General features: G+C 40.4%; 33 protein-coding genes and 2 pseudogenes. 9 read left to right on the top strand and 26 right to left on the bottom strand.

Features of this window, described 5'->3' with window-relative positions; translation table 11 throughout:
- Positions 1 to 126 precede the first annotated feature (126 nt).
- Complete coding sequence (locus JCM21738_RS03775; RefSeq protein ID WP_023627733.1) at positions 127 to 333, bottom strand: cold-shock protein; 207 nt, start codon at positions 331 to 333, stop codon at positions 127 to 129.
- A 413-nt stretch (positions 334 to 746) separates the two neighbouring features.
- Here JCM21738_RS03775 and JCM21738_RS03780 point away from each other — a divergent pair, with 413 nt between their 5' ends.
- Positions 747 to 1,367, top strand: coding sequence for a LysE family transporter (locus JCM21738_RS03780; protein ID WP_023627731.1), 621 nt, complete (start codon positions 747 to 749; stop codon positions 1,365 to 1,367).
- A gap of 430 nt (positions 1,368 to 1,797) precedes the next feature.
- Complete coding sequence (locus tag JCM21738_RS03785) at positions 1,798 to 2,109, top strand: DUF6509 family protein (RefSeq protein ID WP_023627730.1); 312 nt, start codon at positions 1,798 to 1,800, stop codon at positions 2,107 to 2,109.
- Positions 2,110 to 2,141: 32 nt separating this feature from the next.
- Here the strand turns inward: JCM21738_RS03785 and JCM21738_RS03790 are convergent, their stop codons facing one another.
- From JCM21738_RS03790 to JCM21738_RS03800, 3 genes are all read right to left on the bottom strand, one after another.
- Positions 2,142 to 2,489: a hypothetical protein gene (locus JCM21738_RS03790; protein ID WP_023627729.1), complete on the bottom strand. Its 348-nt coding sequence runs from the start codon at positions 2,487 to 2,489 to the stop codon at positions 2,142 to 2,144.
- Positions 2,490 to 2,576: 87 nt separating this feature from the next.
- A complete protein-coding gene (locus tag JCM21738_RS03795) occupies positions 2,577 to 3,074 on the bottom strand; it encodes a metallophosphoesterase family protein (RefSeq protein ID WP_023627728.1) in 498 nt (165 codons plus the stop codon).
- A gap of 86 nt (positions 3,075 to 3,160) precedes the next feature.
- Positions 3,161 to 3,664 carry a hypothetical protein gene (locus JCM21738_RS03800; RefSeq protein WP_052019556.1) on the bottom strand — a complete coding sequence of 168 codons (504 nt, stop codon included), beginning with the start codon at positions 3,662 to 3,664 and terminating at the stop codon, positions 3,161 to 3,163.
- A 158-nt stretch (positions 3,665 to 3,822) separates the two neighbouring features.
- Between JCM21738_RS03800 and JCM21738_RS22195 the strand changes: the two genes are divergently transcribed.
- Both JCM21738_RS22195 and JCM21738_RS27045 read left to right on the top strand, forming a co-directional pair.
- Complete coding sequence (locus JCM21738_RS22195; protein WP_023627726.1) at positions 3,823 to 4,050, top strand: hypothetical protein; 228 nt, start codon at positions 3,823 to 3,825, stop codon at positions 4,048 to 4,050.
- 2 nt (positions 4,051 to 4,052) lie between these two features.
- On the top strand, positions 4,053 to 4,574 hold the full coding sequence (locus tag JCM21738_RS27045) for a molybdopterin-dependent oxidoreductase (protein ID WP_369385625.1): 522 nt from the start codon (positions 4,053 to 4,055) through the stop codon (positions 4,572 to 4,574).
- Here JCM21738_RS27045 and ku read toward each other — a convergent pair.
- Positions 4,471 to 5,326, bottom strand: a pseudogene (ku, locus tag JCM21738_RS03810) (non-homologous end joining protein Ku). The gene JCM21738_RS27045 and the pseudogene ku overlap by 104 nt on opposite strands.
- 137 nt (positions 5,327 to 5,463) lie before the next feature.
- Here ku and JCM21738_RS03815 point away from each other — a divergent pair.
- A pseudogene (locus tag JCM21738_RS03815) lies at positions 5,464 to 7,294 on the top strand (DNA ligase D).
- 24 nt (positions 7,295 to 7,318) lie between these two features.
- On the opposite strand, the gene dapF reads toward JCM21738_RS03815, so the two are convergent.
- The 5 genes from dapF to JCM21738_RS03840 all read right to left on the bottom strand — a co-directional run bounded on the left by dapF (position 7,319) and on the right by JCM21738_RS03840 (position 11,049).
- A complete protein-coding gene (dapF, locus tag JCM21738_RS03820) occupies positions 7,319 to 8,299 on the bottom strand; it encodes a diaminopimelate epimerase (RefSeq protein ID WP_023627723.1) in 981 nt (326 codons plus the stop codon).
- Positions 8,300 to 8,467: 168 nt separating this feature from the next.
- A complete protein-coding gene (locus JCM21738_RS03825) occupies positions 8,468 to 8,797 on the bottom strand; it encodes a four-helix bundle copper-binding protein (RefSeq protein ID WP_023627722.1) in 330 nt (109 codons plus the stop codon).
- Between the two features lie 87 nt (positions 8,798 to 8,884).
- The gene (locus JCM21738_RS03830) at positions 8,885 to 9,595 is read right to left on the bottom strand and encodes a hypothetical protein (protein ID WP_035208908.1); all 711 of its coding nucleotides are present in this window, start codon (positions 9,593 to 9,595) and stop codon (positions 8,885 to 8,887) included.
- A gap of 203 nt (positions 9,596 to 9,798) precedes the next feature.
- Complete coding sequence (locus tag JCM21738_RS03835) at positions 9,799 to 10,638, bottom strand: S8 family serine peptidase (RefSeq protein WP_256360171.1); 840 nt, start codon at positions 10,636 to 10,638, stop codon at positions 9,799 to 9,801.
- 90 nt (positions 10,639 to 10,728) lie between these two features.
- A complete protein-coding gene (locus JCM21738_RS03840) occupies positions 10,729 to 11,049 on the bottom strand; it encodes a DUF4870 domain-containing protein (protein ID WP_023627719.1) in 321 nt (106 codons plus the stop codon).
- A 162-nt stretch (positions 11,050 to 11,211) separates the two neighbouring features.
- Here JCM21738_RS03840 and JCM21738_RS03845 point away from each other — a divergent pair, with 162 nt between their 5' ends.
- Positions 11,212 to 12,336: an amidohydrolase gene (locus JCM21738_RS03845; RefSeq protein WP_023627718.1), complete on the top strand. Its 1,125-nt coding sequence runs from the start codon at positions 11,212 to 11,214 to the stop codon at positions 12,334 to 12,336.
- Between the two features lie 271 nt (positions 12,337 to 12,607).
- Positions 12,608 to 13,168, top strand: a complete 561-nt coding sequence (locus tag JCM21738_RS03850; RefSeq protein ID WP_023627717.1) for a GNAT family N-acetyltransferase — start codon at positions 12,608 to 12,610, stop codon at positions 13,166 to 13,168.
- Between the two features lie 54 nt (positions 13,169 to 13,222).
- Here the strand turns inward: JCM21738_RS03850 and JCM21738_RS24150 are convergent, their stop codons facing one another.
- Both JCM21738_RS24150 and JCM21738_RS03855 read right to left on the bottom strand, forming a co-directional pair.
- A complete protein-coding gene (locus JCM21738_RS24150) occupies positions 13,223 to 13,387 on the bottom strand; it encodes a hypothetical protein (RefSeq protein ID WP_023627716.1) in 165 nt (54 codons plus the stop codon).
- A 191-nt stretch (positions 13,388 to 13,578) separates the two neighbouring features.
- Entirely contained in the window at positions 13,579 to 14,358 is a 780-nt protein-coding gene (locus tag JCM21738_RS03855; protein WP_023627715.1) for an SDR family oxidoreductase, read from the bottom strand.
- Positions 14,359 to 14,529: 171 nt separating this feature from the next.
- Between JCM21738_RS03855 and JCM21738_RS03860 the strand changes: the two genes are divergently transcribed.
- Entirely contained in the window at positions 14,530 to 15,003 is a 474-nt protein-coding gene (locus JCM21738_RS03860; protein WP_031308510.1) for an Hsp20/alpha crystallin family protein, read from the top strand.
- A 66-nt stretch (positions 15,004 to 15,069) separates the two neighbouring features.
- Here JCM21738_RS03860 and JCM21738_RS03865 read toward each other — a convergent pair whose 3' ends face one another.
- The 13 genes from JCM21738_RS03865 to yoyC form a co-directional block, all read right to left on the bottom strand.
- Positions 15,070 to 15,762: a CAP domain-containing protein gene (locus JCM21738_RS03865; protein ID WP_023627712.1), complete on the bottom strand. Its 693-nt coding sequence runs from the start codon at positions 15,760 to 15,762 to the stop codon at positions 15,070 to 15,072.
- A 412-nt stretch (positions 15,763 to 16,174) separates the two neighbouring features.
- The gene (locus JCM21738_RS03870; RefSeq protein ID WP_023627711.1) at positions 16,175 to 16,648 is read right to left on the bottom strand and encodes a FixH family protein; all 474 of its coding nucleotides are present in this window, start codon (positions 16,646 to 16,648) and stop codon (positions 16,175 to 16,177) included.
- 76 nt (positions 16,649 to 16,724) lie between these two features.
- A complete protein-coding gene (locus JCM21738_RS27050; RefSeq protein ID WP_369385626.1) occupies positions 16,725 to 16,865 on the bottom strand; it encodes an ATP-binding protein in 141 nt (46 codons plus the stop codon).
- Complete coding sequence (locus tag JCM21738_RS27055) at positions 16,814 to 17,536, bottom strand: HAMP domain-containing sensor histidine kinase (protein WP_369385621.1); 723 nt, start codon at positions 17,534 to 17,536, stop codon at positions 16,814 to 16,816. Before JCM21738_RS27055 ends, JCM21738_RS27050 begins: the two co-directional genes overlap by 52 nt.
- Positions 17,537 to 17,553: 17 nt before the next feature.
- Positions 17,554 to 18,126, bottom strand: coding sequence for a hypothetical protein (locus JCM21738_RS27060; RefSeq protein ID WP_369385622.1), 573 nt, complete (start codon positions 18,124 to 18,126; stop codon positions 17,554 to 17,556).
- Positions 18,123 to 18,803: a response regulator transcription factor gene (locus JCM21738_RS03880; RefSeq protein ID WP_023627709.1), complete on the bottom strand. Its 681-nt coding sequence runs from the start codon at positions 18,801 to 18,803 to the stop codon at positions 18,123 to 18,125. Before JCM21738_RS03880 ends, JCM21738_RS27060 begins: the two co-directional genes overlap by 4 nt.
- Before the next feature lie 4 nt (positions 18,804 to 18,807).
- Positions 18,808 to 19,773 (bottom strand): YncE family protein, encoded by a 966-nt coding sequence (locus tag JCM21738_RS03885; protein ID WP_023627708.1) that lies wholly within the window; start codon positions 19,771 to 19,773, stop codon positions 18,808 to 18,810.
- Positions 19,774 to 19,933: 160 nt separating this feature from the next.
- Complete coding sequence (locus JCM21738_RS03890) at positions 19,934 to 20,218, bottom strand: hypothetical protein (RefSeq protein WP_023627707.1); 285 nt, start codon at positions 20,216 to 20,218, stop codon at positions 19,934 to 19,936.
- Positions 20,219 to 20,393: 175 nt separating this feature from the next.
- The gene (locus tag JCM21738_RS03895) at positions 20,394 to 20,687 is read right to left on the bottom strand and encodes a rhodanese-like domain-containing protein (protein ID WP_023627706.1); all 294 of its coding nucleotides are present in this window, start codon (positions 20,685 to 20,687) and stop codon (positions 20,394 to 20,396) included.
- A 22-nt stretch (positions 20,688 to 20,709) separates the two neighbouring features.
- Positions 20,710 to 21,075, bottom strand: coding sequence for a rhodanese-like domain-containing protein (locus JCM21738_RS03900; RefSeq protein ID WP_023627705.1), 366 nt, complete (start codon positions 21,073 to 21,075; stop codon positions 20,710 to 20,712).
- A 126-nt stretch (positions 21,076 to 21,201) separates the two neighbouring features.
- On the bottom strand, positions 21,202 to 21,465 hold the full coding sequence (locus JCM21738_RS03905; RefSeq protein WP_023627704.1) for a metal-sensitive transcriptional regulator: 264 nt from the start codon (positions 21,463 to 21,465) through the stop codon (positions 21,202 to 21,204).
- 11 nt (positions 21,466 to 21,476) lie between these two features.
- Positions 21,477 to 21,803, bottom strand: a complete 327-nt coding sequence (locus tag JCM21738_RS03910) for a rhodanese-like domain-containing protein (protein WP_023627703.1) — start codon at positions 21,801 to 21,803, stop codon at positions 21,477 to 21,479.
- A gap of 217 nt (positions 21,804 to 22,020) precedes the next feature.
- Entirely contained in the window at positions 22,021 to 22,305 is a 285-nt protein-coding gene (gene yoyC, locus JCM21738_RS03915; protein ID WP_023627702.1) for a protein YoyC, read from the bottom strand.
- Between the two features lie 109 nt (positions 22,306 to 22,414).
- Here yoyC and JCM21738_RS03920 point away from each other — a divergent pair, with 109 nt between their 5' ends.
- Positions 22,415 to 22,654, top strand: coding sequence for a hypothetical protein (locus JCM21738_RS03920; protein WP_023627701.1), 240 nt, complete (start codon positions 22,415 to 22,417; stop codon positions 22,652 to 22,654).
- A gap of 54 nt (positions 22,655 to 22,708) precedes the next feature.
- On the opposite strand, the gene JCM21738_RS03925 is transcribed toward JCM21738_RS03920, so the two are convergent.
- Positions 22,709 to 23,524, bottom strand: coding sequence for a hypothetical protein (locus JCM21738_RS03925; RefSeq protein WP_369385623.1), 816 nt, complete (start codon positions 23,522 to 23,524; stop codon positions 22,709 to 22,711).
- Positions 23,525 to 23,633 lie beyond the last annotated feature (109 nt).

A 23,633-nucleotide genomic window follows, 5' to 3' on the forward strand; every position in this document is an offset into this window, starting at 1 on the left:
GTACACAAATATTTACGACTAATGACTTATGAAGCGTATAGAACAGAGTCTCAATACCTCGGGGGGAACAACCCTAAAAAAAGCAAAAACAGCCTGAATATCATCCAGACTGCTTTTTGTTTATGATTATCCGATTAGATTCTGGCTATGATTGTTAACCACTTCAAGAACCTTAGTTGTCTGCTCCATATCGTTTTGACAAATTGGGCAAGCGGGGACATTGCTGCTTTTAAAGTTGTCGCGAACCCAGCAATTGCAATCATCAGAAGTACATACCCATACTTTCGTTTCAGCGGTTACGATCTCTTCAGGCGGTTTTCTTCCAAATGCCATTTCCTCACGCTCCTATAGGTTTATTTATAGTACATTTCGATTTGGTTGGCTTTCGACAAGTTGTTTGTCCGGATCACTTGAAAAAGTGCAAGCAACCAAATATTCGAAAAGACCTTATCATCGTTCGATTGATAAAAAATTCATTTATTATAAAAAGCTGGCAAATGATACTTTTTATAATAAATGAAGGATCCGAAAGTTGATATCTATTCCATTCTACCACACTTTCTTATTTTTACCAAAAGTGACATACCGGCAGTGCATGTGCAACAGTTACTAGTATATTCTTTACCTCTAAAATTTATTAAGACTGACTGACTAAAAAAATATTCAAATTAGGTTGTACGTCTTCAGATGTCTGAATAGAAATAGTACAAGCGAATTACGCTTTGACTATTGGAGGTATTTTAAAAGTGAATGTCTTCTTAGGCTACATTTTTCTCGGATTATCACTAGCCGCCCCGATTGGGCCAGTAAATGCAGCACAGATGGACAAAGGAATCAAGAGCGGCTTTTTTCAGGCGTGGCTTCTTGGCCTGGGCGCCCTGACAGCAGATATTATCTATATGCTCACTGTCTATCTTGGAGTTGTTAAATATCTAGAGACTCCGTTCATGCAATCTTTCCTTTGGCTGTTTGGATTCTTTGTGTTGATGTATACAGGCGTTGAAACAATCATAAACGCTGGAAAAATCGTCATGGATAATAGAAGTGAAACTTCCGGTTTCAAGTCTTTTTTATCAGGGTTTGTCATGTCGATTTCAAACCCGCTGACAATCTTATTTTGGCTGGGAATTTACGGTTCTGTCCTTGCCAAGACCGCTTCCTCCTATGGAACCGGGGAACTTGTCATTTACAGCTTTGGCATCATACTAGGCCTTATTCTCTGGGATATCATTATGGCCGCTGTTTCCAGCAGCTTCCGAAAGCTACTTACAACAAGATTACTGACTATCATTTCCCTTATATCCGGACTATCATTAATTGGCTTTGCCCTGTTTTTTGGCTATCAGGCATTGAAGTTGTTTCTTTGAAAAAGGTTTGCCCTGATGTTTGGGCACACATATCCTGAAAAGCTGTCACAATAACAACCGAATCTTGACAGCTTTGACCTCATATCCTGAAAAGCTGTCACAATAACACCGGTTTCTTGACAGCTTTGACCTCATATCCTGAAAAACTGTCACAATCACACTGGATTCTCTTTGTTTATAATCGCAGGTGTGGTATCGGTCTCTATCCCAGCGCATGCAACGAGGGGTATAAAGACTGGTTATATTCTCAGTTTCTGTCCGAGCTCATTAAACAGAGGACACAAAAAGCAGATATGTTCCCGGTTTCAATTTCCACATAACTGAAAGCTTCTCTCTATCCTGCATTCTTTCTCTTTGCGGCGGATTCCTTGATTGTTTTTGATGTTTTCGATATATAATAGAGGTGACAAACTTAAAAGGATGAGCATTCATGAATATTACCGGACATACTGTCGAAATCCTTGAAGATCCATTCGGGCTTCTTACGGGGACTAGATATGAATACTTTTTAAATATCGAGGTAGATGAGGAGGACGAGCTCTTTACTGAAAAAGGCCTGCTTTTGAAGGTGCTTTTTCTGGTAAATGGCGATGAAAGACGGATCCTTCAAAGCTATTTCATTGAACAGGAATCAGAAAAGGTTCTTGATTTTGAACTTGAGGATGATGAAGTGGCACAAGTTAAGAGCTATTGTGAGGAAAACTTGCCTGCCGAGGATGAAACGGATGAGGACACAAATTAAAAAGAGCAGATTTCTGCTCTTTTTTATTGATTTTATACTTCTACTGTCTTACCTTCCTCAACGATATGATAAAGGAGGTGGGCAAGGTGTTGAACAGGTCCAAATTCCCCCTCTTCCACGTTAAGCTCTTCCGTGAAGTCCAGATCATTCAAATATAATGCTGAAAATTCATAGAAATCCTTCAGTCCAAAGCCGTAGCAATTCGATGGCTCCTCGTTCTGGTCCTCATATTGAAGCATCAAATAATATTCTTTGCCATCTTTATCTTCTGCATCAAAAAAGACAAAAAAACCTATATTCGTATCCAAATCAAACAAATGACGTGTTCCGCCCTCAGTAGCCTGGTCATAATCCTCACTGCTTAGTTTCTGGACCTTCATCGCTTACACCTGGTCTTCTGCGTGAAATTTCACTTCAAAGGTTTTCATTATTGAATAACACTCCAGTCTATAATTTGCATATGTTGATTAATTCTTATCTTTGAAAAAGATATGCTCGGCCCTGATTTCTTCTCCGACAGTCAGGATACCATAAGAGAATTCCTGCTGTCTTCTTTTATCAGTCGGTGAGCCGGGATTCAAAACTATTACGCCATTGATTTCCTTCAGGACAGGTATATGCGAATGACCATAAACAATGCAATCGACCTCGTCATCCACGAATGTTTCTATTGCCCTTTTTTCAGTAGTTTTCCCGGTGCCGTGTCCATGGACAATCCCTATATGAAAATCGCCAGCTTTTAATATTTCTTTCGTTTTGAGCATACTTTCGAGTTCAGGGCCATCCACATTACCGGTAACTCCAATAACGGCCCCATACTGTTTAAGCTGATTATAGAGCTCCTCGGTCTGCCAATCACCAGCATGAATTATGTAATCACAGTCTTCCAAATCAATGAGCAGCCTCTCAGGTAACTTCTTTGCCTTTTTCGGCATATGAGTGTCAGAAATGACCACGATTTTCATGGCTGCCCTACTCCCTTCGCCAACTGTTCTCTGCTATTTTACCCTGGTGGAAACGGATTAACCATTCTCAGGGTCTTTATATTTTGTCACATTAAAATAATCACTCGTCCTATTATAACTGTTGAACTCAATATCAAGGTCATGAAAATATCTGTGAAGCTGAAGTAATATATTCTTATCTTTTTTCCATCTTCAATGGTCTTGGAGTAATTTAAAATGGTATCAAAATCAGCTTGGAGCGCAGTATTGTCTGTTTCAACTGTTACCAGAACAGATAGGATTTCAGAAGCGATTTCCCTCTGCTCCTCCCAATCAACAGATTCTATTCCTCCCCAACCGAGAGTATCATTATATTTAGTATGAAATTCACGAATGAAGCTGCCAACTGTTGAGTAGCTTTCTTGCTCAGACTCTTCCTGGAACACCGCGACAGTCTGACCTCCGTTTTTAAGATTGCTTGAACCGCTTTTGCCCCTGACTTCTTGAAGATTACCTGCCTCCCACATTGAATAGCCAGCATATAGACCAAAAGCCAGCAAAAATAGACTTGCAGGTAAAATCATAAGTTTCCATTTGCTTTTCTTTTCCATCTGACTGCCCCCCCGTTAAAAACTTATCGTTCTTACACCGCAAATAAAACTAGTCTTAATATTATTTGACAGCCATCACAAAAAACCTTTTATTTCCAGTTCACATCTGGTTCTTCCATAAATGTCCCAAAAATAAAATAACATTGAGGAGGAATTGTATGTATTTTCATTTCGGAAAGGTACGTCCACACTTAACAACCTGTAGTGTTAACCCGGAAAATCAGGAAACCGCAATACACTTTATTTCTTTTATTGAACCGGTTGCTGATTCCCTATTTTACCGCAGGAATCATTTTCCTTACCCGATTTTAACACCAGAGTCATTCACACTGGAAATTCCGGCTCAGTACATCATGCTTTACTTATCAATTACTCTGATCTTCTAAAACTGCCTTCCAAATCCAAAAGGGTATTAATTGAGTGTTCAGGTAATAAAAGAGCATACTTTGAGGAAAAAGTCTTTGGAGAGCATTGGGAAAATGGAGCGATGAGTGAGGGTGTTTGGAAGGGAGTACCTCTCAAGACCTTGCTTGAGTTAACTGGAATTAAAACAGGCGTAGCTGAGGTCCTTTTTAGTGGAAGGGATTCTGGGATTAAAAACCGCCAATATATCCCCTATGAAAGAAGCTTGCCAATTGCCAAGGCACTTCATCCTGAAGTAATGATTGCATATGAGTATAATGGGAAACCACTCTCCCATAAACAGGGTTTCCCTTTCCGGCTTATTGTTCCTAGATGGTACGGAATGGCTTCTGTCAAATGGCTTAATGAAATCATTCTTGTTAAAGACAATTCACCTTGTTTCCTTAAGCTTGTTTCTTTTCCTTTGCCTTCGGTTTTGCTGCTGTTTTTTTCTTCTTTGCTGCTGGAGCTGCCTCTTTTTTCTTTTCTGGTTTGGTACGGTCAATAGAGGCCTGAAGCGCGGCCATAAGATCTGTAACATTGGAAACAGGCTCTTTTTCTGTTGGAGTGACTAGTTCTTTGCCAGTACGCTTTGCTTCTATTAGCTCCAATAAAGCGGTACGGTAATCATCCTTGTATTTATCTGGTTCAAACTCAGTTGTCAGCTGATCAATGAGCATGATGGCAGTGTCCAGTTCCTTTTCCGTTACTTTATCTTCTTCCGGTACATTCGGCACATCTACGGCATTTCTTACCTCATCGGGGAAATGGATGGTTTCCATTACGAGCGTATTATTATAGACACGCACTACTGCAAGTTGCTCTTTTGCCCGGATGATTATCTTTGCAATTCCAACCTTCTGCGATTCCTCCAGAGCCTTCCTGAGAAGAGAATATGCTTTGCCGCCACTCGCTCGGGGACATGAAATAGCTGCGCTGAAAATAAATCGGATCGATTTCAGTTATTTTTACAAAATCGATAATCTCCACGGCTTTATCTTCGTTTTCCTTCCTCAAAGCTTCAAGGTCTTCTTCTTCAAGGACGACAAACTTTCCTTTCGTATACTCGTAAGCCTTCACAATATCTTCGTTTTTCACTTCAACATCACACACAGGACATGTTTTCTCATATTTAATTGGTGAGTGGCACTCTTTATGCAGGGTACGCAGTTTGACGTCTCTATCCTCAGTCGCGGCATGAAGCTTGATTGGGATATTGACGAGCCCAAAGCTGATGCTCCCTTTCCAGATTGTATGCATTATGTTCTCCACCTTATCGTTTTATTACTAATGTGCTTAAGAATGGATTTATCATGCATTAAAACATTTGCCAGCGTACTAGTTTGAGGTTAAACAGGAACAATATAAATACGACTGGTGAAAGGATGGGGAAAATGCTGAAACCAATGCTCCCTACACTGGCGTTCGAAACGCCACAAGGGGATGAATGGCGTTATGAGATTAAATTTGATGGCTTTCGTGCCTTGTTGACCTGGGATCAGGAAATTGAACTGACAAGCCGAAATGGGAAACCGCTGCTTCCGCTGTTCCCGGAATTATCGGCGTTCCTGGCTGCTAATAAGGACAAGTTCCAGCCACATCTTCCTCTTACGTTTGACGCTGAGCTCGTTTACCTGGAGAATCCATATAAGGCGAATTTTGGCGCAATCCAAATCAGGGGAAGAATGAGGGCTGAGGGAAAAATAAAAGCAGAAGCAGATAGGAATCCATGCAGACTGATGGTGTTCGACCTTTTGAGAATACAAGGAAAAAATATAGCATCTGAAAGTTACAAAGACAGACGGATAAAACTTCAATCACTGTTTTCCGAGATAGGTCTGCCACTCTCTCCCAACCAACAAAACCCGGACTTGGTACAACTTGTCCACAGTGAAGCGGATTTGAAAGGCTTATGGGAAAAAGTCGTCATCTACGATGGAGAGGGTATAATTGCCAAACAATACAATAGCAAATGGGAGGAAGGCAAACGGACGGAAGCTGGATTAAGACAAAAAACTGGAAGTATGTCTCCTGCTTTGTGACGGCATATGAGAAATCCAATGGATACTTTTATATCTCCATTTTTAAAGACTCAAAAATTCATCAAATCGGCCTTGTGATCTTTGGCTTTAAGCCAGAAGAAAAAAATGCTCTCCATCAGATTATCAAGCAAAATAAAAGTGGCGAAGATGATCAATTCATTTATGTGGAACCCGGCATATGCCTTGATGTGAAATATTTGGAAATCTACGAGGAGCAGCTTCGTGAGCCTCATTTCCATCAATTCCGGTTCGATTTGAGCCCAGATTCTTGTACGTATGAAAAGTTCGTTTTCCAACAAAAGAACCTGCCACCGGATATTAAAATCACCCATCCAGACAAGCCAATTTGGAAGAACCGCCGATTCAAAAGGTAGATTTCATACATTACTTAAGGGAGATTTCTCCCTATATGCTTCCTTTCCTGGAAGACCGGCTATTAACAGTGATCCGCTATCCTCACGGCATGTTTGGCGAAGCCTTTTACCAAAAAAACGTTCCTGATTATGCACCAGACTTCGTCGAAACTTCGAACTCTGAAGGCATTGAGTATATCGTCTGCAATAATATGAAAACTTTGCTTTGGCTCGGAAATCAAATTGCCATTGAATTTCATATTCCCTTCCAAACGATCAGCAGCAAAGGGCCTGATGAAATCGTTTTTGACTTGGATCCACCCTCAAGGGATCATTTCCATTTGGCGATTAAAGCGGCTGTTTATATTAAAGAGGTATTAGATGAACTGAAACTGATCAGCTTTATAAAAACCTCTGGGAACAAAGGACTGCAGGTGTACATTCCGCTCCCGGATAATACTTATACCTATGATGATACCAGATTGTTCACCGCCTTTATAGCGAACTACCTTGTTTCAAAATATCCTGAATCGTTCACGATTGAACGGTTGAAGAAAAACAGGGGCGACCGCTTATATATAGATTACATCCAGCATGCTGAAGGCAAGACAATTGTCAGTCCATATTCTGCCCGAGGTAAATCACATGCTGGTGTAGCCACTCCCCTATTCTGGGAGGAAGTGAATGAAAATCTTAAGATTGAGGATTTCCATTTAGGAACAATCATCCAGCGCGTACAGAGGTTAGGATGTCCGTTCAGGACTTATTTTGCAGCTAAAGCAGAACAAAATTTCGAACCGGTCCTGAATGTATTGAAGGCAAAAAAATCCTGAGGAAGCCCCTCAGGATTTTCTTCATTAAAATTGGTTTAGATACTTTTCAGCATGCTCCTGAAGCTTGCTATACAAGTTTTCCTCGTTGTAATCTTCTTGTTCCAGAATCTCAGTAAGTAGTCCTTCTTTTGTAAAATCAACCTCAATTTGAGCTGAATAGACAAAAGTGGCATTGCCAATCAAATCGATTGTATAAGTCTCGTCTTCTTTATGGACAGCGCATTGAACCATCCCGCCATTATTGTACACATTTATTGGCTGGTCAAGTTCATTCTCCCCCATCAGGCATGTGACAAGTGTCGAGGCTGACATCGCTGTCCCACAAGCATTCGTATAGCCTACTCCTCGCTCAAAGGTTCTCACATAGATACTCCCTTTTTCAAGGAGCCTGATAAAGCTCACATTGACTCCGTCAGGAAATAAATCATTAGGGTTGTTTACCTTTTCACTCAATCTCGTTTGCAAATCGGATTCCAATTGCTCTTTGCTGACTATAGCCGTCAAATGAGGATTAGGGACTGCGAGTGCTGTAAACGTCAATTCCTCAGATAACTGCGTAATCTTCTCCTGAATCAGTGTCTCCTGGTCAAGATATAACGGCAAATCCTTCAAATCAAAAGTTACCGGCGAGATTTCCACCTGATAGGTTGGGATATCAATGAAAATCTCCTCATGCTTCTTCACCTTGAGGTTCGCTTTCATCGTTTCAATCACAGCTTCCTCCACGCCAAGCTTCTCGCATACATAACGGCCTGCGCAGCGAAGACCATTGCCGCACATGGATGCTTCTGTGCCATCAGAGTTGAAAATCCGATATTGGGCATCTGCAACCCTGCTTGGACGGATAAACAAGATTCCATCTGCACCTAGTGACGCTTCCCTGTCACAAAGCGCTAATGCAAGATCACGCCTTTTAAAATCATCAAATTTATAATTCCGGTCAGTTTCATCTATCAATAAAAAATCATTATTTGAACCATGACATTTAATCAAATCGATTATCATTGTAACGCCCCCAAAATACTTCGTTATATTACAAGATGCCATAAATAATGGAATTGTTCAATATTGAAGATAATAAGGATGTAAAATAAGTGTTAGCTGGCATGGCTTCTGCTTTTACCTTTTGGCATATAAAAAAGAACCAGCTTTAGATTGCTGGTTCTCCTTGAATTAAGATGCCATCTTTCTGCATTCTTCTGCGCATTTAAAGCATGCTTCAGCACATTTTTGGCAATGGTCATGGTCATGCTTTTTGCATTCATTGCCGCAAGCTTCACATATTTCCGCACACAAACCGCAAATCTGGTTCACAAAGTGGCTGTTTGTCTGCATAGCCGTAACTGCCATGCCACATATTTCAGCACATTCCCTGTCCATTCTGATGCACTCTGCCATCATTTTTACATTCTCTTCTTTTAAACAGGAATCAAAACAAACATTGCACGCTTCAATACATTCTATGCATGCCTGGATACAATCCTGGTATTTTTGGTTTACCATGTCCCAACCTCCTTATAGTCTCTATCTATTTGTTATCCTCTTGGGATTAAGATAAACGAAACTTTCGGAAATGGAATAATTTTCAAACTAATGATCGTAATACATATAGAGGCTGGCGAGAGCAGCAAATACAGCCAGGCGTTCTTCCTCCATCGAATAGTCGAATGTTACCACTGGGGTATTTGCTTCTTTGAAAAACCTCGTCCACTCCAATGGCATCCAGCCTTTCCGCAGCGTCGCGGTCGAAATGCCGTCTTCTCGTAGAAGCTTAAAATCACGAATGGAGCCTGGGGTCTTAACTATTTTCAACTTTCTTCCACCACCCAAGACAACTGAACCAATTGTCTCTTTGTCTTTCTTTTTCTCTAAAAATATACCAATTATATCATTGTGCTCATTCAGCATTTTAAAGCTATAACGTTCCTGTTTCAGTCTTCCTTGAAGATTTCCATTGGAGTCATAGATTCCAATTTCTTTCATTATTTTTTTATCTAGAAAATAAGGGATGAACCACCGGTAGCTTTTAGTAGTGATTTCTCTTAATTCTCCAGCCAGCATTCCGTCTGGAGTAAAAAAGAGGAGTCGTACTGCAGGCGCAGGAGCAAAAACAATAAGCAGGTTGTTTTGCTTTAAGATTTGTTTATCATTATATCGGTGAAATGCTTCTGTGCTCTCTTCTGATTTGTTTTTATATAAAATAAAGCGATTGTAATGCAGGAAGACTAAAAACAAGAATGGAACTGCCACAAGGAACAGAGGTATATTCCAGGAAAACAGCAGGCTTGCCGCCAAAATCATCGTAAGAAGCCCAGCTGATATTATAGAGCCATTTAAACTGATATAGCTGTCTGATTGTAAAATTGCCGAATACTCATATCTATTATCTCCTTGAAGAAACTCTATTTCGTCATTCTAAGTCTATTAATCAAAGAGCCCAATCATTCTACCTTTTTTCAATATAAAAACCGGACTGGAAAGTTCCAGTCCGGTCTTGCAATAGATTATTTCAATTTCAGTGCATTTACTGCATTGATCAGGCCATGTCCAGTTTGCTCGTCATAACCCGGTTTGAAAAGGTCTTCAGCTGAGTTCTGGATGATTGCCTTGACTTGAGCAGGAGTAAGTTTATCTTTGCCATGCTTCGCGATTACGACACCTGCAAGTGCAGCAGTTTTTGGCGCTGCCATTGAAGTTCCGCCTTTATAGCCATATCCGTGACCAGTAACCTCTTTATTAGCATTCAAAACTGGAACTGTGCTCAAAGCTAGGTAGCTATTAACTCTTCCAAGACCTGTTGAAGGATCATAGTTTGGTCCAAGGTCGCCGCCCGGTGCCATTATATCAATTTTCCCAACGCCATAGTTTGAGTAGAAAGCTAGATTCTTCAACGCGCCGCCAGCAGATACTCTGATCATTGTCTGGCTGCTAGGACTTCTGTGTGTTGCACCTGTATCATCGCCTGAAAATTTTCCTGGACTGCTAAGGTCCACTCCGTTGTTCCCGGCAGAACCAACAACTGTTACACCTTTCTTGATTGCGTACTGGATCGCGCGATTGAATAATTGAACATCTGCTACAATGTCCTTCGTGGCATACTCAGGATCCTGGAACCAGTCGTAGCCACCAAGCAACATATTTACTACATCGACATTATCGTCTGCAGCTGTCATTAAAGCTTCAGCAATATGGGAAGTTGCTGCTCCGCCTGTTGGACCGAATACTCTGTATGAGGCCACTTTTAGATCTGGTCCTACTCCAAGAGCTCTTCCTTTTGCCGCAATTGAACCAGCAACGTGTGTGCCGTGGCTGTTCTGGTCTTTGAAATAATATCTTGTTGAAATATGTTAAAAGAACTCATGATAAAAACTTCTTGAGCAGAAGGTTCAGGTATTTCAAATACTGCCCTTTCATTGTATTAAAAATCTTATTTGTTACAGGAGCCTGAAAATGAATGGAATTCGATATTCCTGACCTTCATATGCTTTTATCGCACCTACAATGGTAAATACCATGGCTAAAATACCGATCACCCACAGCATAAAGATCCCAATCAACAAGATGACAAGAATACCGCTGACAATTCCATATACAGTATAAGAAATAAAAAAGTTCATATATTCCTTTCCATGGTAATCAATATAGCTGGAATCATCCTTTTTAACCAGCCAGATAATCAGCGGTCCAAGAAAAGCAGTAAAAAAGCTAATAACATAAATGCCTGCTGCAATAAGTCTTTCATCATTTTTCGGCATTGTTTCCCCTCCAATACTCTTATAATTAACTTTACGGAAAAACAGTAAAAAAGTTTCATTAAAGATGAACTTTTTCATTATAATGAAAATTAAGGGTTTTCCTTTTAGAAGGAACAAAGTGTAGCTAATGTGCAAGAAAATAAAGACAGGATAGGATGGAAAATGAATAGGATACTACTTAAGAATGCAAATGTAATGCCAATCACCTCTGAGCCAAAGTCAAATTGTGATGTTCTCATAAAAGAAAGAAAAATTATAAAAATAGAATCTGAAATTACGATTGAACCTGGGTACGAGGTTATTGATTGTAACAACAAATTTTTGCTTCCAGGCTTCATCGATGTCCATACTCACCTCGGCCTTTATGATGAAGGTACAGGATGGGCGGGAAATGATGCCAACGAAACAATTGAGCCTATGAGTCCCCACGTTCGGGCGATTGATGGAGTCTACCCGCTCGACCCTGCATTCGGCGATGCACTTAAATATGGAATTACCACGGCACATGTTATGCCTGGAAGTGCGAATGTAATCGGCGGAACGACTTCTGTCATTAAAACGGCTGGAAAAAACGTTAAGAACATGATTATCCAAGAAACAGCAGGACTTAAAATTGCACTGGGTGAAAACCCGAAACGAATTCACAGTATGGGGAATAAAGATTCCATCACCCGTATGGGGATAATGGGGATGCTAAGGGAAGCTTTTTACGAGGCAATGAATGCTGAAAACCCTGAATCCTTGAGAGTTAGGCCGATCATCAGTGCGTTGAACAGGGAAATCCCTGTAAGGATTCATGCCCATAGAGCGGATGATATCATGTCTGCGATCCGATTTGCTGAGGAATTCAATCTGGATTTACGGATCGAGCATTGTACTGAAGGCCATTTAATTGCAGAAGAGCTGGCCGGCCTGAACTTAAAAGTTTCAGTAGGTCCAACACTCACCCGCCGTTCGAAAGTGGAACTTAAGAATAAGAGCTGGAAAACTTATCAGGAACTGACTGACCATGGTGTTGAGGTATCTGTCACTACTGATCACCCATACACCCCAATCCAGTACTTAAACCTTTGTGCGGCCATCGCAGTGAGGGAAGGATTATCTGAACAAAAAGCACTCGAGGGAATCACGATTTTGCCAGCAAGGAACCTGCGGGTTGATGACCGTGTCGGCAGTATCGAGCCTGGGAAAGATGCTGATTTGGTCCTTTGGAATCAACATCCTTTTCACTTCAGCGCAAAGCCAATGTGGACGATGATCAATGGCAAAGTTGTTTATCAGATTTAGTCGAAAATCGCTGTAGATTCTTGGCAAAAAACACAGAAAAAAAGGGTGAAAAACCTATTTTCTTTTTTAAAAATATCATGTATTATACTCTTTGGAAATAAAATTTCATAAAGCAAAGTGATTAGGGAAGGCAAATGGTGCGCCACCAGTATCCTGGTTCTAGTGGGTTCGATTCCCACCCCGAATTTTTAGCAACTTACAAAAAATTTCGAGGGTGGCCGTGTAGTTACATTCGCACGGGATAGGAATGCCCTGCGTGGAGGGATACAATATGCTCAAGAAACGCGATCTACATGATTGCCACGAATTATTTGAGCTGATGGCGCATCCGGAGGTCTTCCCTTTTGTGCGCCAAAAGGCACATTCATATGAAGAATTTGTATTTATTACAAAGCAAACGATTGAAGCAGAAGAACAAGGAGAATTAATTTCCCGTACCATTCTTGACGAGTGGGGAGCTCCAATTGGCACGATCAATCTATTTGATATTCAGGAAGGAGCCGGTTTTTTAGGCACCTGGCTGGGGAAACCTTTCCATGGCAGAGGATACAACAACTTGGCCAAGGATGCTTTCTTTCAGGAATTATTTTATGATATTGGGATTGAGACCATTTTCATGCGTATCAGGAAAGTTAATATCCGCTCAATCAAAGCTGCAGAAAAGCTGCCTTATGTTGTGAAAGCAAACGAAACCCGCAAGCACATATATGAGCAGTTAAATGCTAATGGAGAGATTTACGACCTGTATGAAATTCCTAAGGATCAATATACACTGCATCTAAAAAGGTCTGGTGTCCAAGAAGAAGAAGCTGCACAGTTGTTGGAGGCATAATTCACCAATATACAATATACAAAACGCCCTGAAAAAGAAAAGACAGGGCGTTTTCTAATTTAACAAATCCTGCCCATTCGTTTCTTCCCGTTCCGATAAGGAAGCCTCTGACAGGAATGCTTCAAGTTCGGCATCTGTCAATGTTTCATACCGGCCATCCTCAAAGAAAACCTGCGTCTGATTTGGATTGATCCTATTCATGTTAAATCCTATTCCCATTTTCATCACCCCGCAGAATTAAACTAAATACTATCAATTATTAGATAATTCAACTTGAATTGACTGCTAATTGTCTTTAGTTTTCCCAAACTGCTTCTCGTTATGCAATTAGTTTTTTCATAAACGATCCTCCATAACCCGTTTTCTTATCATAATAAAAACGCCATGATTGGCGTTTTTGATGGTTCGTCCTAAAGGTTTCCACGCAGAGCTTTCCCCAGCACATCTTTGCCGCCGGTAACAGGGATGATACTTCCCGTTATAAAGCTGGAATCATCATTCGCAAGAAAGCTGATAACCCTTGAGATATCTTCCCCTGTACCAGGCCTGCCTACTGGTACGGAAGAGTCGCTGGCACTCATGGATTCGCTGATCGATCTTTCTTTCCACTCGCCTGTGATGTCACCAGGGCAGACCATATTGGCTGTAATCCCGTTTTCCGCCTCTTCCAAAGCAAGGGTCTTTGTCAATGAAGCCAGTCCTGACTTGGCCGCCGCAAACGCAGACCTGTAAATCCACCCAGGAGTTGACTCCACTCTGTCGAAACCAACCGTAATGATCCTCCCCCACTTTCTTTTCCTCATAGAAGGTATCAGCAAATTTGATAAATAGAAAACGGCGTTTAAATTGCCATTAATTAGGTAAGTCCATTCATGTATCTGATAATCAGCCATTTTCTTTCTTTCAGAAATATATGGTCCTGCATTATGAACAACTATATCAATCGCAGTGAATTCCTTCAAAGCCTGCGAAACAATTTTTTCACAATCTTCATAATTTGTTATATCTCCCTGAACACAGATATTCTTTGTGTTGAACATTTCTGATAATTCCCCCGCCAGCTGTTCGGCCTCTATTTTGCTGTTCCGATAATTGATAATTAAGTTTATACCTTCGGCAGCAAGCTGCAGTGCTGTTCGTCTTCCTAAACCGGTGGCACCTCCGGTAATCAAAGCCGTTTTATTTTCCACAACCTGTACCCCTCATCCTCATTAGATTACTTATCACTATACTAAAAAGAAGAAAGCTGTTTTGCAACTTTTAGCCTTCATATATTGATAACAATTTGACTTTAACCGCTGGGCCGATCCCTGCATATAATGTCCATATCGAAGATGATCTGCTTGAAAGGCGGGATATAATTGTTTCCATGGAATCTATTGCCGTTCGACCGAAATTCACAGAGGAAGTTTTTGGAGATGAAACCGGATGAAATCGAAAAATATGTCCAGCAAATGATGGGCAAAATGCTCCAGCCAAATATGCAAGGGATGTTAAAACCTGAAGAATGGATTAAAGGGATGCAGCAGCAACACACACCTGATCCAGCCAAACCGACTACCGGATTAGGCGCGGAAATGTTTGAAACTCATGATTTTGTTTTTGTCAGGGTACCGCTAAATGAAGAAACCTGGCTTAAACAAATGAAGCTTTTTTATACTTCTAACCAGGTAATCATCGAACATATTCCTGATATGTCAGATAAACACACATTAGTATTGCCAGCAACCGTTAAGCGGAAGGGAGCGGCAGCCAACTACAAGGATGGAGTTTTGGAATTAAGGCTTCATAAGATCGTGGATATGCAATACGCAGAAATCGACATTTCCAAATGATTGCCACGGAATCTACGAAAAGAGCATAAAAAAAGAACAGCCTGATGGCTGCTCTATTACATTTTATTATTTTCCAATGAACATTTGTGTCCAATAGTTTCCTGTTGCCACATGGCCTACACCAATGTGTGTATAGCTTGAGTTTAAGATGTTTGCACGATGGCCAGAACTATTCATCCATGCTTTCACTACTTCCTCCGGTGTACGCTGGCCCATAGCAATGTTTTCACCTGCTGAACGGTATGAGATTCCAAACTTCTTCATCATATCAAAAGGTGAACCGTAAGTTGGGCTAGTGTGGCTGAAATAGCCTTTACTTTGCATATCGCGGGATTTTTCCCTCGCTACTTTGCTTAGCTCAGTATCAAGTGCAAGTGGCTTCAAACCATTCTTGGCTCTCTCCTGATTTGTCAACTCTACTACTTTTTGCTCATAAGCACTAACAGCTGAAGATACCGGTGCTGCAGCTGGTTCTTGAGCAGGTGCTTTAGCTGGCTCCTGAACTGGTGCCGGAGCTGGTACTGGAGCTTTTACAGGCTCCTGTACATTAGTGTTAGTTGGCTGTGCTTGTTTCCATGAAAATTGGTAGTTCTTAAAATACTTTTGTAAGATAGAATTGATTTGTTCATTGCTAACATTTCCACTTTGATAGTAGTAAACCTTTGACTGTATAGTAGATGCATCTGCTTTATCCATGGCTGGATTGGCAGCGAATAAGGCAGCTGCAGCGAAAGCTGTAAGAATCATTTTCTTGTTCATTCTCGAATTCCTCCCGAAAATTTAGTTTGTCTCTCTCTTGCAAACTAATCATATCATGGGTTTTTTGTAATAAACCTGGATTAAAAAGGAAACACTATTATTCTAGTAATAATAATTTTGTTAAATTCTTCATATTAAGCCTGAGTTGCAGAGATTAAAAGGCTTTCAAAGATTTTTTTCATACTAGGGATTGATTCTAGTTTTTTCCTTTTCGTATTTTCCACACCAGTTTACCCAAAAAGAGGAATAATAAAGATATTGACAGCCTTTAAGATTTACCTTCTACATGACAATTTTTCGTTCATATGACAATCATTATTGTATGTTACACGAAAAAGTTCAATCCTCAGTTCTTACGTCAATTAGCTGGAACTATAATGGCATGAAAAAAGCGGCAATCGCCGCTTTTCCCTTAATGTCCACTCTTTTCATCTTTCTGTGTATCATGCTCTTCCATATCATTCATTTCAGTGGATTTTCCATTTTCCTCTGGCTCGCTTGGGTTGCCGATCACAAATTCAATCTTAGGCATATTGTGCATGCTGCGTGCTGTAACGTGAGCAATGATATAGTAGGTTCCTTCCTCCCCAAACGATTTATCCAAGGAATAAATCCCGTTTTCATCATGTTCGACCACTATCTTTTCATGTTCTTCTGCTTGAGAACGCCAGATTTCGAATTTCACTTCGTCGGCATCCTTAACTTCTTCTGTTCCATAAGTAACCTTGGCCTCGAAAGTAATTTCTTCATTTAATTGAGCTTTTTCAGGATTTGCTGTAAGCTCAACTTCCAAGAATTGCGGTTCTTCTTCTACTTCCTGCTGTGCACAAGCTGTCGCTAACAAACCTAGCAAGACTGGCATTAATGTAACCAACAATCGTCTCATTCAATTTACCCCTTAAATAATTTTATGTTATCGTGGATCCATATTTCGTAAAGATGATTAACTTTTTTAACAATCTCTATAATTCCACGGCCGGAAAATAAAGACTAATGGTCGTTCCTTTTCCTAGCTCACTTGCTATTTCCATTTTACCATCATGTAGCTTAATTAATTTATCAACAATCGCCAGACCGAGTCCAGTACCACCATCTGCCTTGATCTCGCCTTATTCACTCTATAAAAACGTTGAGTCAGCTTGTTGATATCCTCCTCTGGTATGCCGGTTCCAGTGTCTGCAATTTCAACTTTGCAGCCGTAAGCGTGCTTAGAAAGCATGATTGAAATGCTGCCGCCGCTTTCTGTATAGCGTATCGAATTGTCGATAATGTTCTGGAAGATCTGTTCGAGTCTCCCTTCATCTCCGTAAATGATGATATCTGGATCAAGATCGAGTGTTAGCCTGATATTTTTTTCTTTCAAGGCTGGACCATACTTGATTATAAAATCCTCCATGAGCTGTGCCAACGGGAAAGGATTTTTTATTAACCGGTATTCATCGGCGTCCAGTCTCGATAAATCGAGTAAATCCTCAACAAGCTTAACCATCCTGCCAGATTCCCTGTTAATAAGCTTTAAATATTTATTCTTTTCTTCCGTTTCTTTTATCATACCAGTTTCCAGGGCTTCGCTATAACCTTTTATATAACTGATTGGTGTCCTGAGTTCATGAGAAACATCCGCGAGGAATTCCCTCTTTTTCTCATCCTCTTTCTGAACAGACTCGGACATATGGTTGAAGGCTTTTGCAAGCTGGCCAATTTCGTCGTCTGATTTAATATTGACCCGTGCTGAATAATCTCCTCCAGATACTCTTTCGGCTGCCTCCTTCATGGCAGCAAGAGGCCTCGTTAGCCTGTGAAGCATTTTAAAACCCAGGAAGCAGCAATAATTATGAATAATACACCGCCAATCAGCCATAAAAAAGAAAAATCAACGGTTAACTCAGAGATCTTAGCGAGGGGAACATATAAATAAATAATTCCTTCAAGCCGGTTGTTATCAAGGAGTGGAATCGCCACAGCAAGAATCTTCCTGCCAAACCTTTCCTCAAATCCTGATTTCATGACCGGTTCACCTTTCAAAAGCAATTCACGCTCTTCCTTCCCTATCAATGTCTCATAGTCAATTGAATATGGGAGGCAGGCGCTTAATTCTTTTGGGTTATTGACAAGAAAAACCTCGGATTCCGATTTTTCATTATACCATTCTACCTGCTGTTTCATTTCATCGGTCAATGGGCCGCCTGTATAGTCGCTCGCAAGGCGGTTCCCTTCTTCTAGCAGAGATTCTTCAACTATATCGACATATAACTTTTCATAAAAAAGATAGGATAAAAAGAAGGAATAGAATACAGTCACCAGAATTGTGGCAGTAACCGTCAGCCAAAGTTTTTTAAACAGGCTGTCAGAAAAAGAAATCATGTTGCTGGCACCTCAAATTTATACCCTACACCCCAGATTGTTTGAATATAGTCTCCTGTCCCCAGCTTCATCCTCAGCGTCTTGATGTGGGTGTCGACTGTCCTCAGGCTGCCATGGTAGTCCATGCCCCACACAAATTCAAGAAGCTGCTCCCTGCTAAGGGCCTGACCATGGTGCTGAACAAGAAAAACGAGCAACTCAAACTCCTTGAGGGTAAGCGGGATAACTTCTCCATCAACACTGACCCTTCTGCCCTTTTTATCAATATTGATTTTTCCTAAAGTCACTGTATCTTCATCATTCTTGACAAAAGAGGTCCTTCTTAACAAAGCATTGATTCTGGCTACAAGTTCTCCAGGACTGAAAGGCTTGACTATATAATCGTCCCCTCCAAGCTGGAGGCCTCTCACCTTATCCCATTCTTCACCTTTAGCAGATAAAAAGATGATCGGCACTTGTGAAAAGGTACGTATCTTTCCGCAAACAGCAAAGCCATCTTCAAAAGGCATCATAATATCAAGGATTACAAGATCAAAATCTTGTTCATGAAGTTTTCTCAAACCTTCAACACCGTCAGCAGCATGGACACATTTAAATCCGGAATTCTCCAGATACATTTGAACAAGATTACGCATATCCTCTTCGTCATCTATGATCAAAACATTTATGGGATTCATCCTGTTATCTCTCCCTCGTCACTATTTGGAATGGCCCGTTACCAACTTCAAGCGTTTTTTCGATGCTTAAACTTTCCGGGTCAATTATATACACTTCGTTGCTGTCGTACCCAGCAACAATAAGCTTATTGGCAAAGAAATCAATTTCGAATGGATTCGCACCTACCTTTAAAGAACCCTTCTTTGTTCCATCCTCTGCCAATTTATATAGCATATTCGATCCATGGCTCAGGACGAATATATCATCTTCATCCTTTGTGAAATCCACTGGCATAACAGGCGCAGAAATCTCTTTTATTAAACGTCCATCATTAATGTCGTAAATGTGAATCAGCTCTTCAACTTCAGTTCCCTTTCCGTGCCCGCCAATCCATAGCTCATCTTTCTCCCTGCACATTAGTGCTCCGGCTGCTGCAGGATGGATCTCAAACCCTGGAAGCCGCTCTTTATTTTCCAGGTCGACTATGCTCAGCATTTCTTGATTATAACTGATCGCATAGAGTTTTTTCTCAGCCTCCAGAAGTGTCAACGGCTCATTTTCTACCCTAACTTCATCCACTTCTGTCCCACCGATATCGAAAAAACGGACACTGTCCCTTTCCTGGTCTGCGAAAGCAATTTGGGTTCCATCCATGACTAATAATGCGTTTACGATTCCCTCTCCAGTTTTCCAGGACTCAATCTTCTTCCCTTTGCTTAATGAGTATAAGTCAGCAGTACTCAAAGCCTTTCCATAAAGCAATATCGTATCCTTATCAGGAAGGATCAGTCCTCCGATGTAAGGGCGGTCTACATCCCAGTCAGGTAATTTCTCACCCTTTTCCATATCATAGAATGAAATTGTCATTTCCTTGATATTTATCGTAGATATAATAGAAGAATCTTTTCGTATAGGCTCAAAAGATTCAAAAGAGCAGGCAGATAATAAAACAGTGAAAGTCGTTGCGGCAATTAGATAAATCAACTTCATAATTTACTCCTTTTCTTTCACAAGTATCTCATAATATTATATCTCTAATTTGTGATAATTCTATGAAATCGAGCTAGAGGGGGTATCTTTTATCAGCTATCTCGGTTAAAAAGAAAAAACTTGCCGCCATTCTGGCGACAAGTAATTTAGTATGTAAATGTTATTTTAATATTATTGCCTTTTTAACGGCTATTTCTTTCAGTTCTTCAGCAAGCACTTCTAGTTCCCATGGACTATCTGATTCAATAAGGAGTTCGTTAGGTTTCATGCTGATTTTAAAATAAGATTCATGGAAACCCCCACTGAACTCAATTTGCCCCTGGGATACTATGCAACGATTGTCATGATTCTCAATCCAGCATCCCTTAACCAACAATTCATGGATAACTTCGACATGAACATTTTCTCTAACAAGTTCCAACTCCACGCGGCTTAAACCAGACATCAGAATTCCTCCTTGTTACTAATTGTCGAAATATTCTTTTCATTAATAGTGTACGAATTAATCTCTAAACAAGCAAGCATATTTCGACATTTTCTGGATAAAACCTTCAGTATATAATGAGGCCACCGAACATTTTGTGCAAAAAAAGAGACGGCGAGCGCCATCTCTTTTGAGATTATTCAGTTGGACCTTGCCATGCCATCATGCCGCCTTGCATGTTGATTACATTATAGCCGTAGTACTCAAGGAATTGAGTGGCTCTAGAACTGCGGCCACCTGAACGGCAGACCACTACATAAGTTTTGTTTTTGTCCAATTCATTCATCCTGAATTCAAGCAGTCCTAGTGGAATATGCATTGCTCCCGGAATTTTACCTTGTGCTACTTCACTTACTTCACGAACATCTACAACTTCGAATTCATTCGAGCCCAATCCTTTTTGTACTTCTGTTGGTGTCATCTGGCGCATTTCAATTTCCTCCCCATTCTAATTACCAGGCGCTCATGCCGCCCTTTACATTAGTAACATTATTAAATCCTGCTTTTTTCAATAACTTGCTTGCCTGGCTGCTGCGCATGCCGCTCTGGCAAATGACAACTACATCTTTATCCTGCGAAAGTTCTCCTGTGCGGTTGGCAAGCTGTTGAAGAGGGATATTCTTGAATCCTTTGATGTGATTCCCTTTATATTCTCCTGGGGTCCTAACATCCACGTATTGCACCCCAGCTTTCTTTGTTTTCATCATTTCACCTAGTTGTGCTGTCGTGATTTGATTTACTCCCTTAGTTGGAGCGAAACGGCTCCATAAGAAAGCTACAGCGAGAACGACAATTAATACATTAATTACTACATCCATCCGTATGCACCTCTTTATCATTTTAGTTACTCATGATCTTTGACGGGAGGGAATCTTGATTATCCCTTTATACTCATATGGGTATTTTAAGCGACAAAAAATACCTTGTCAAGAATAGAAATCATATTATTTTCTGCTCTTGACAAGTAATTCTACAGCATCATTTACTGCCTGTGAAGTTTCTCTTCCTTCTTGCAAATCGTTAATTAGGCATTGTTCGAGATTCTTGCTGACAACCAAAGCAATAGTACGGTCAACTGCAGAACGGATAGCAGATAATTGGGTCACGACGGACTTGCATTCTTCCTGTTCTTCAAGCAGCCGGATGCTGCCCCTAACCTGTCCTTCGATTCTTTTCAGACGATTGACAATTTCCTTATTGTACTCCACCTTGCCACCTCCTATTGTGATGGACCAGTAATGGTATATCCTGTAACATTGTAACCATATTTTTTAAGCAATCTTGCACCAAAGTTCTTTTCCAATTCATTTGAGGCAATAATGACAATATGCCTATTCGGAATTTCTTTAATATATCGTTTTAAATACCCGCAAGGAATGTTGATTGCGCCATTTACTGGATTTTTCGCAGAATCTTGGTAATCTCTAAGATCGACAAATACTGCATCCTTCTCAAAATCTTTTACTGCAGGCAGATTTCTTACTGGAACATAGCGGTTGAAAATTAAAGTGACCAAAAGGAGACTGATGATTAAACTTGTGAGCAACTACTCTTCACCTCTTGTTATGTCTTGTTCATTACTGAACTTACAATATAAATAATATACCATAAGGGGTATAAAATCAATAGATAAAAATAATATTCTTTAACCTTTTCAGTAACACACAAAAAAGAAGCAAGGATTCCTTCCTTCTTTAATAATTTTATATCCTTTTGTCATCTCACACACCAATATAAAAATGCCAATTCAGCGTGGTCGATAATTACTTCCCTGCTTCATCCTGGATTGCTTCAACCAGTTCCATATGCAACTGTAACAACAAGATTTTACTTTCATTTGATAGGGAGGCTTCTAAAATTCTTTTTGTGGCAAGGTAGTATTTTTCCATTAATGTCCTTCTTGCTCTAGGATGGGAATTTTCATCCTTCAAATCTCTTTGTATTGCTTCCCTTAGAATGTTCTCTGATGACTGGTCAGATTGAAGTTTTCGATTGTTCCATAAAGTCCTGTACTCATCTAGAATCTTTTCATAATCCATTGCAAGCATCCTTATGCCTCCTGCAGATAATAACTAGGTCAAACCCTCACTAGTATATTTACATATTTTAAGCAGACAATGCAAAAAATAAGTTAAATTACTTTAAAGGAGAATAGCTATGAGCAAACCATATCGATGCCCTAACTGTAAGACTAACAGGACAAGATTCAATATGATCTCCCAAGTACCGCAGCCTGTAAAATTAAATCCCCAATCTGGCGAAATAGTGGAGCAGTATTCAAACGACCAGCTTGAACCTTTTCATCTTCCATACAAAGGCCCAGAGCTGAAAATCCAATGCGCAGCCTGCGGATTGGTAGAGGATGAAAAAACCTTTGCCAAATTTGGTGAAAGTTAAGGATCATTTCACAACATACAAAAAGCTTGAGATTTTCTCAAGCTTTTTATTTGCTTAACTTAATCCAATTTCTTCAAAGAAATTTATTGAATCCACTCTCCATTGTTCATTAGGCATGAATCTCACCAGGATGACTTCACCGTTAAAAGTCTTGCCGCCGATCCCTTTGAGCTGCAAATTAAGCTCAACTGGAACGGTAAGGCTTAACTGATCTCCCACATCCTCGGCAGGCAGAACTTCCATCCGGGAAATCCTGATATTATCAATTTTAGGCAGCAGCTTTTCCCACTCAAGGTCTTGAAGTGAGATCATGTAAACGATGTTTCGATCCTGTTGTTTTAACCCTGCAATATATGCATTGACCAAATCGTACGGGTCCGTTTGTTCCAGGTATTTTTCGAGCTTCCCTGCTGACTTTAGAATCATAAGTTTATGGGATAGATCCATGAAGTTCGTCCTGTGGGTCGTGCTCCCATAAAAATGGATGCAGAAATGTCCAGGAAAGTTATTTTTCAAGGCTCCGCCTCCGTGTGGCATTCCATGCATTGAGGCCGCGATTTTCTCATCTTCAGAGATGACGATAATCGCTCTGCGCTTCCAGCTCCACTTCCCATTATAAATCTTCTTCATGATTGCGGTATCTTTTGGAGTTAACGGCTGGACATCCGCATGGTTGCTTCCCGCCCTCCTTTGTACCTGAAATTCCAACCCTGTTTCCAAATCGACCACTGTGAATTTGGTGTACCTGGGCAGAATTTCATTAACCTCTTCCCACTGTGTCATTTTGATTTGGGTTTTCGGATTCTTCTTGGCTTCTATGTTATTTCCAGTGAAGGCAAGAAGAACAATGGTTATTATCATAATTTTCATTGTGTGCATTCAAATCATCTCTTTTTTTCGGCTTAGGTCACGGATTCAATCTTGAAGAATAGAATAATGCTTCATGAAAGTTTTTGCTTTTTTGCTTTTTGCTATTCAG

The organism is Mesobacillus boroniphilus JCM 21738, assembly GCF_000517385.1.
Classification (GTDB): Bacteria; Bacillota; Bacilli; order Bacillales; family Cytobacillaceae; genus Mesobacillus; species Mesobacillus boroniphilus.

Bases quoted from the DNA above. Each gene is read 5' to 3' on its own strand.
- JCM21738_RS03775 (WP_023627733.1), bottom strand. From the start codon at position 333: ATGGCATTTGGAAGAAAACCGCCTGAAGAGATCGTAACCGCTGAAACG.
- JCM21738_RS03785 (WP_023627730.1), top strand. From the start codon at position 1,798: ATGAATATTACCGGACATACTGTCGAAATCCTTGAAGATCCATTCGGG.
- JCM21738_RS03790 (WP_023627729.1), bottom strand. From the start codon at position 2,489: ATGAAGGTCCAGAAACTAAGCAGTGAGGATTATGACCAGGCTACTGAG.
- JCM21738_RS03795 (WP_023627728.1), bottom strand. From the start codon at position 3,074: ATGAAAATCGTGGTCATTTCTGACACTCATATGCCGAAAAAGGCAAAG.
- JCM21738_RS03800 (WP_052019556.1), bottom strand. From the start codon at position 3,664: ATGGAAAAGAAAAGCAAATGGAAACTTATGATTTTACCTGCAAGTCTA.
- JCM21738_RS22195 (WP_023627726.1), top strand. From the start codon at position 3,823: ATGTATTTTCATTTCGGAAAGGTACGTCCACACTTAACAACCTGTAGT.
- dapF (WP_023627723.1), bottom strand. From the start codon at position 8,299: ATGATAATCGATTTGATTAAATGTCATGGTTCAAATAATGATTTTTTA.
- JCM21738_RS03825 (WP_023627722.1), bottom strand. From the start codon at position 8,797: ATGGTAAACCAAAAATACCAGGATTGTATCCAGGCATGCATAGAATGT.
- JCM21738_RS03830 (WP_035208908.1), bottom strand. From the start codon at position 9,595: ATGATTTTGGCGGCAAGCCTGCTGTTTTCCTGGAATATACCTCTGTTC.
- JCM21738_RS03840 (WP_023627719.1), bottom strand. From the start codon at position 11,049: ATGCCGAAAAATGATGAAAGACTTATTGCAGCAGGCATTTATGTTATT.
- JCM21738_RS03845 (WP_023627718.1), top strand. From the start codon at position 11,212: ATGAATAGGATACTACTTAAGAATGCAAATGTAATGCCAATCACCTCT.
- JCM21738_RS03850 (WP_023627717.1), top strand. From the start codon at position 12,608: ATGCTCAAGAAACGCGATCTACATGATTGCCACGAATTATTTGAGCTG.
- JCM21738_RS24150 (WP_023627716.1), bottom strand. From the start codon at position 13,387: ATGGGAATAGGATTTAACATGAATAGGATCAATCCAAATCAGACGCAG.
- JCM21738_RS03865 (WP_023627712.1), bottom strand. From the start codon at position 15,762: ATGAACAAGAAAATGATTCTTACAGCTTTCGCTGCAGCTGCCTTATTC.
- JCM21738_RS03870 (WP_023627711.1), bottom strand. From the start codon at position 16,648: ATGAGACGATTGTTGGTTACATTAATGCCAGTCTTGCTAGGTTTGTTA.
- JCM21738_RS27055 (WP_369385621.1), bottom strand. From the start codon at position 17,536: ATGAAGGAGGCAGCCGAAAGAGTATCTGGAGGAGATTATTCAGCACGG.
- JCM21738_RS27060 (WP_369385622.1), bottom strand. From the start codon at position 18,126: ATGATTTCTTTTTCTGACAGCCTGTTTAAAAAACTTTGGCTGACGGTT.
- JCM21738_RS03880 (WP_023627709.1), bottom strand. From the start codon at position 18,803: ATGAATCCCATAAATGTTTTGATCATAGATGACGAAGAGGATATGCGT.
- JCM21738_RS03885 (WP_023627708.1), bottom strand. From the start codon at position 19,773: ATGAAGTTGATTTATCTAATTGCCGCAACGACTTTCACTGTTTTATTA.
- JCM21738_RS03890 (WP_023627707.1), bottom strand. From the start codon at position 20,218: ATGTCTGGTTTAAGCCGCGTGGAGTTGGAACTTGTTAGAGAAAATGTT.
- JCM21738_RS03895 (WP_023627706.1), bottom strand. From the start codon at position 20,687: ATGCGCCAGATGACACCAACAGAAGTACAAAAAGGATTGGGCTCGAAT.
- JCM21738_RS03900 (WP_023627705.1), bottom strand. From the start codon at position 21,075: ATGGATGTAGTAATTAATGTATTAATTGTCGTTCTCGCTGTAGCTTTC.
- yoyC (WP_023627702.1), bottom strand. From the start codon at position 22,305: ATGCTTGCAATGGATTATGAAAAGATTCTAGATGAGTACAGGACTTTA.
- JCM21738_RS03920 (WP_023627701.1), top strand. From the start codon at position 22,415: ATGAGCAAACCATATCGATGCCCTAACTGTAAGACTAACAGGACAAGA.
- JCM21738_RS03925 (WP_369385623.1), bottom strand. From the start codon at position 23,524: ATGAAAATTATGATAATAACCATTGTTCTTCTTGCCTTCACTGGAAAT.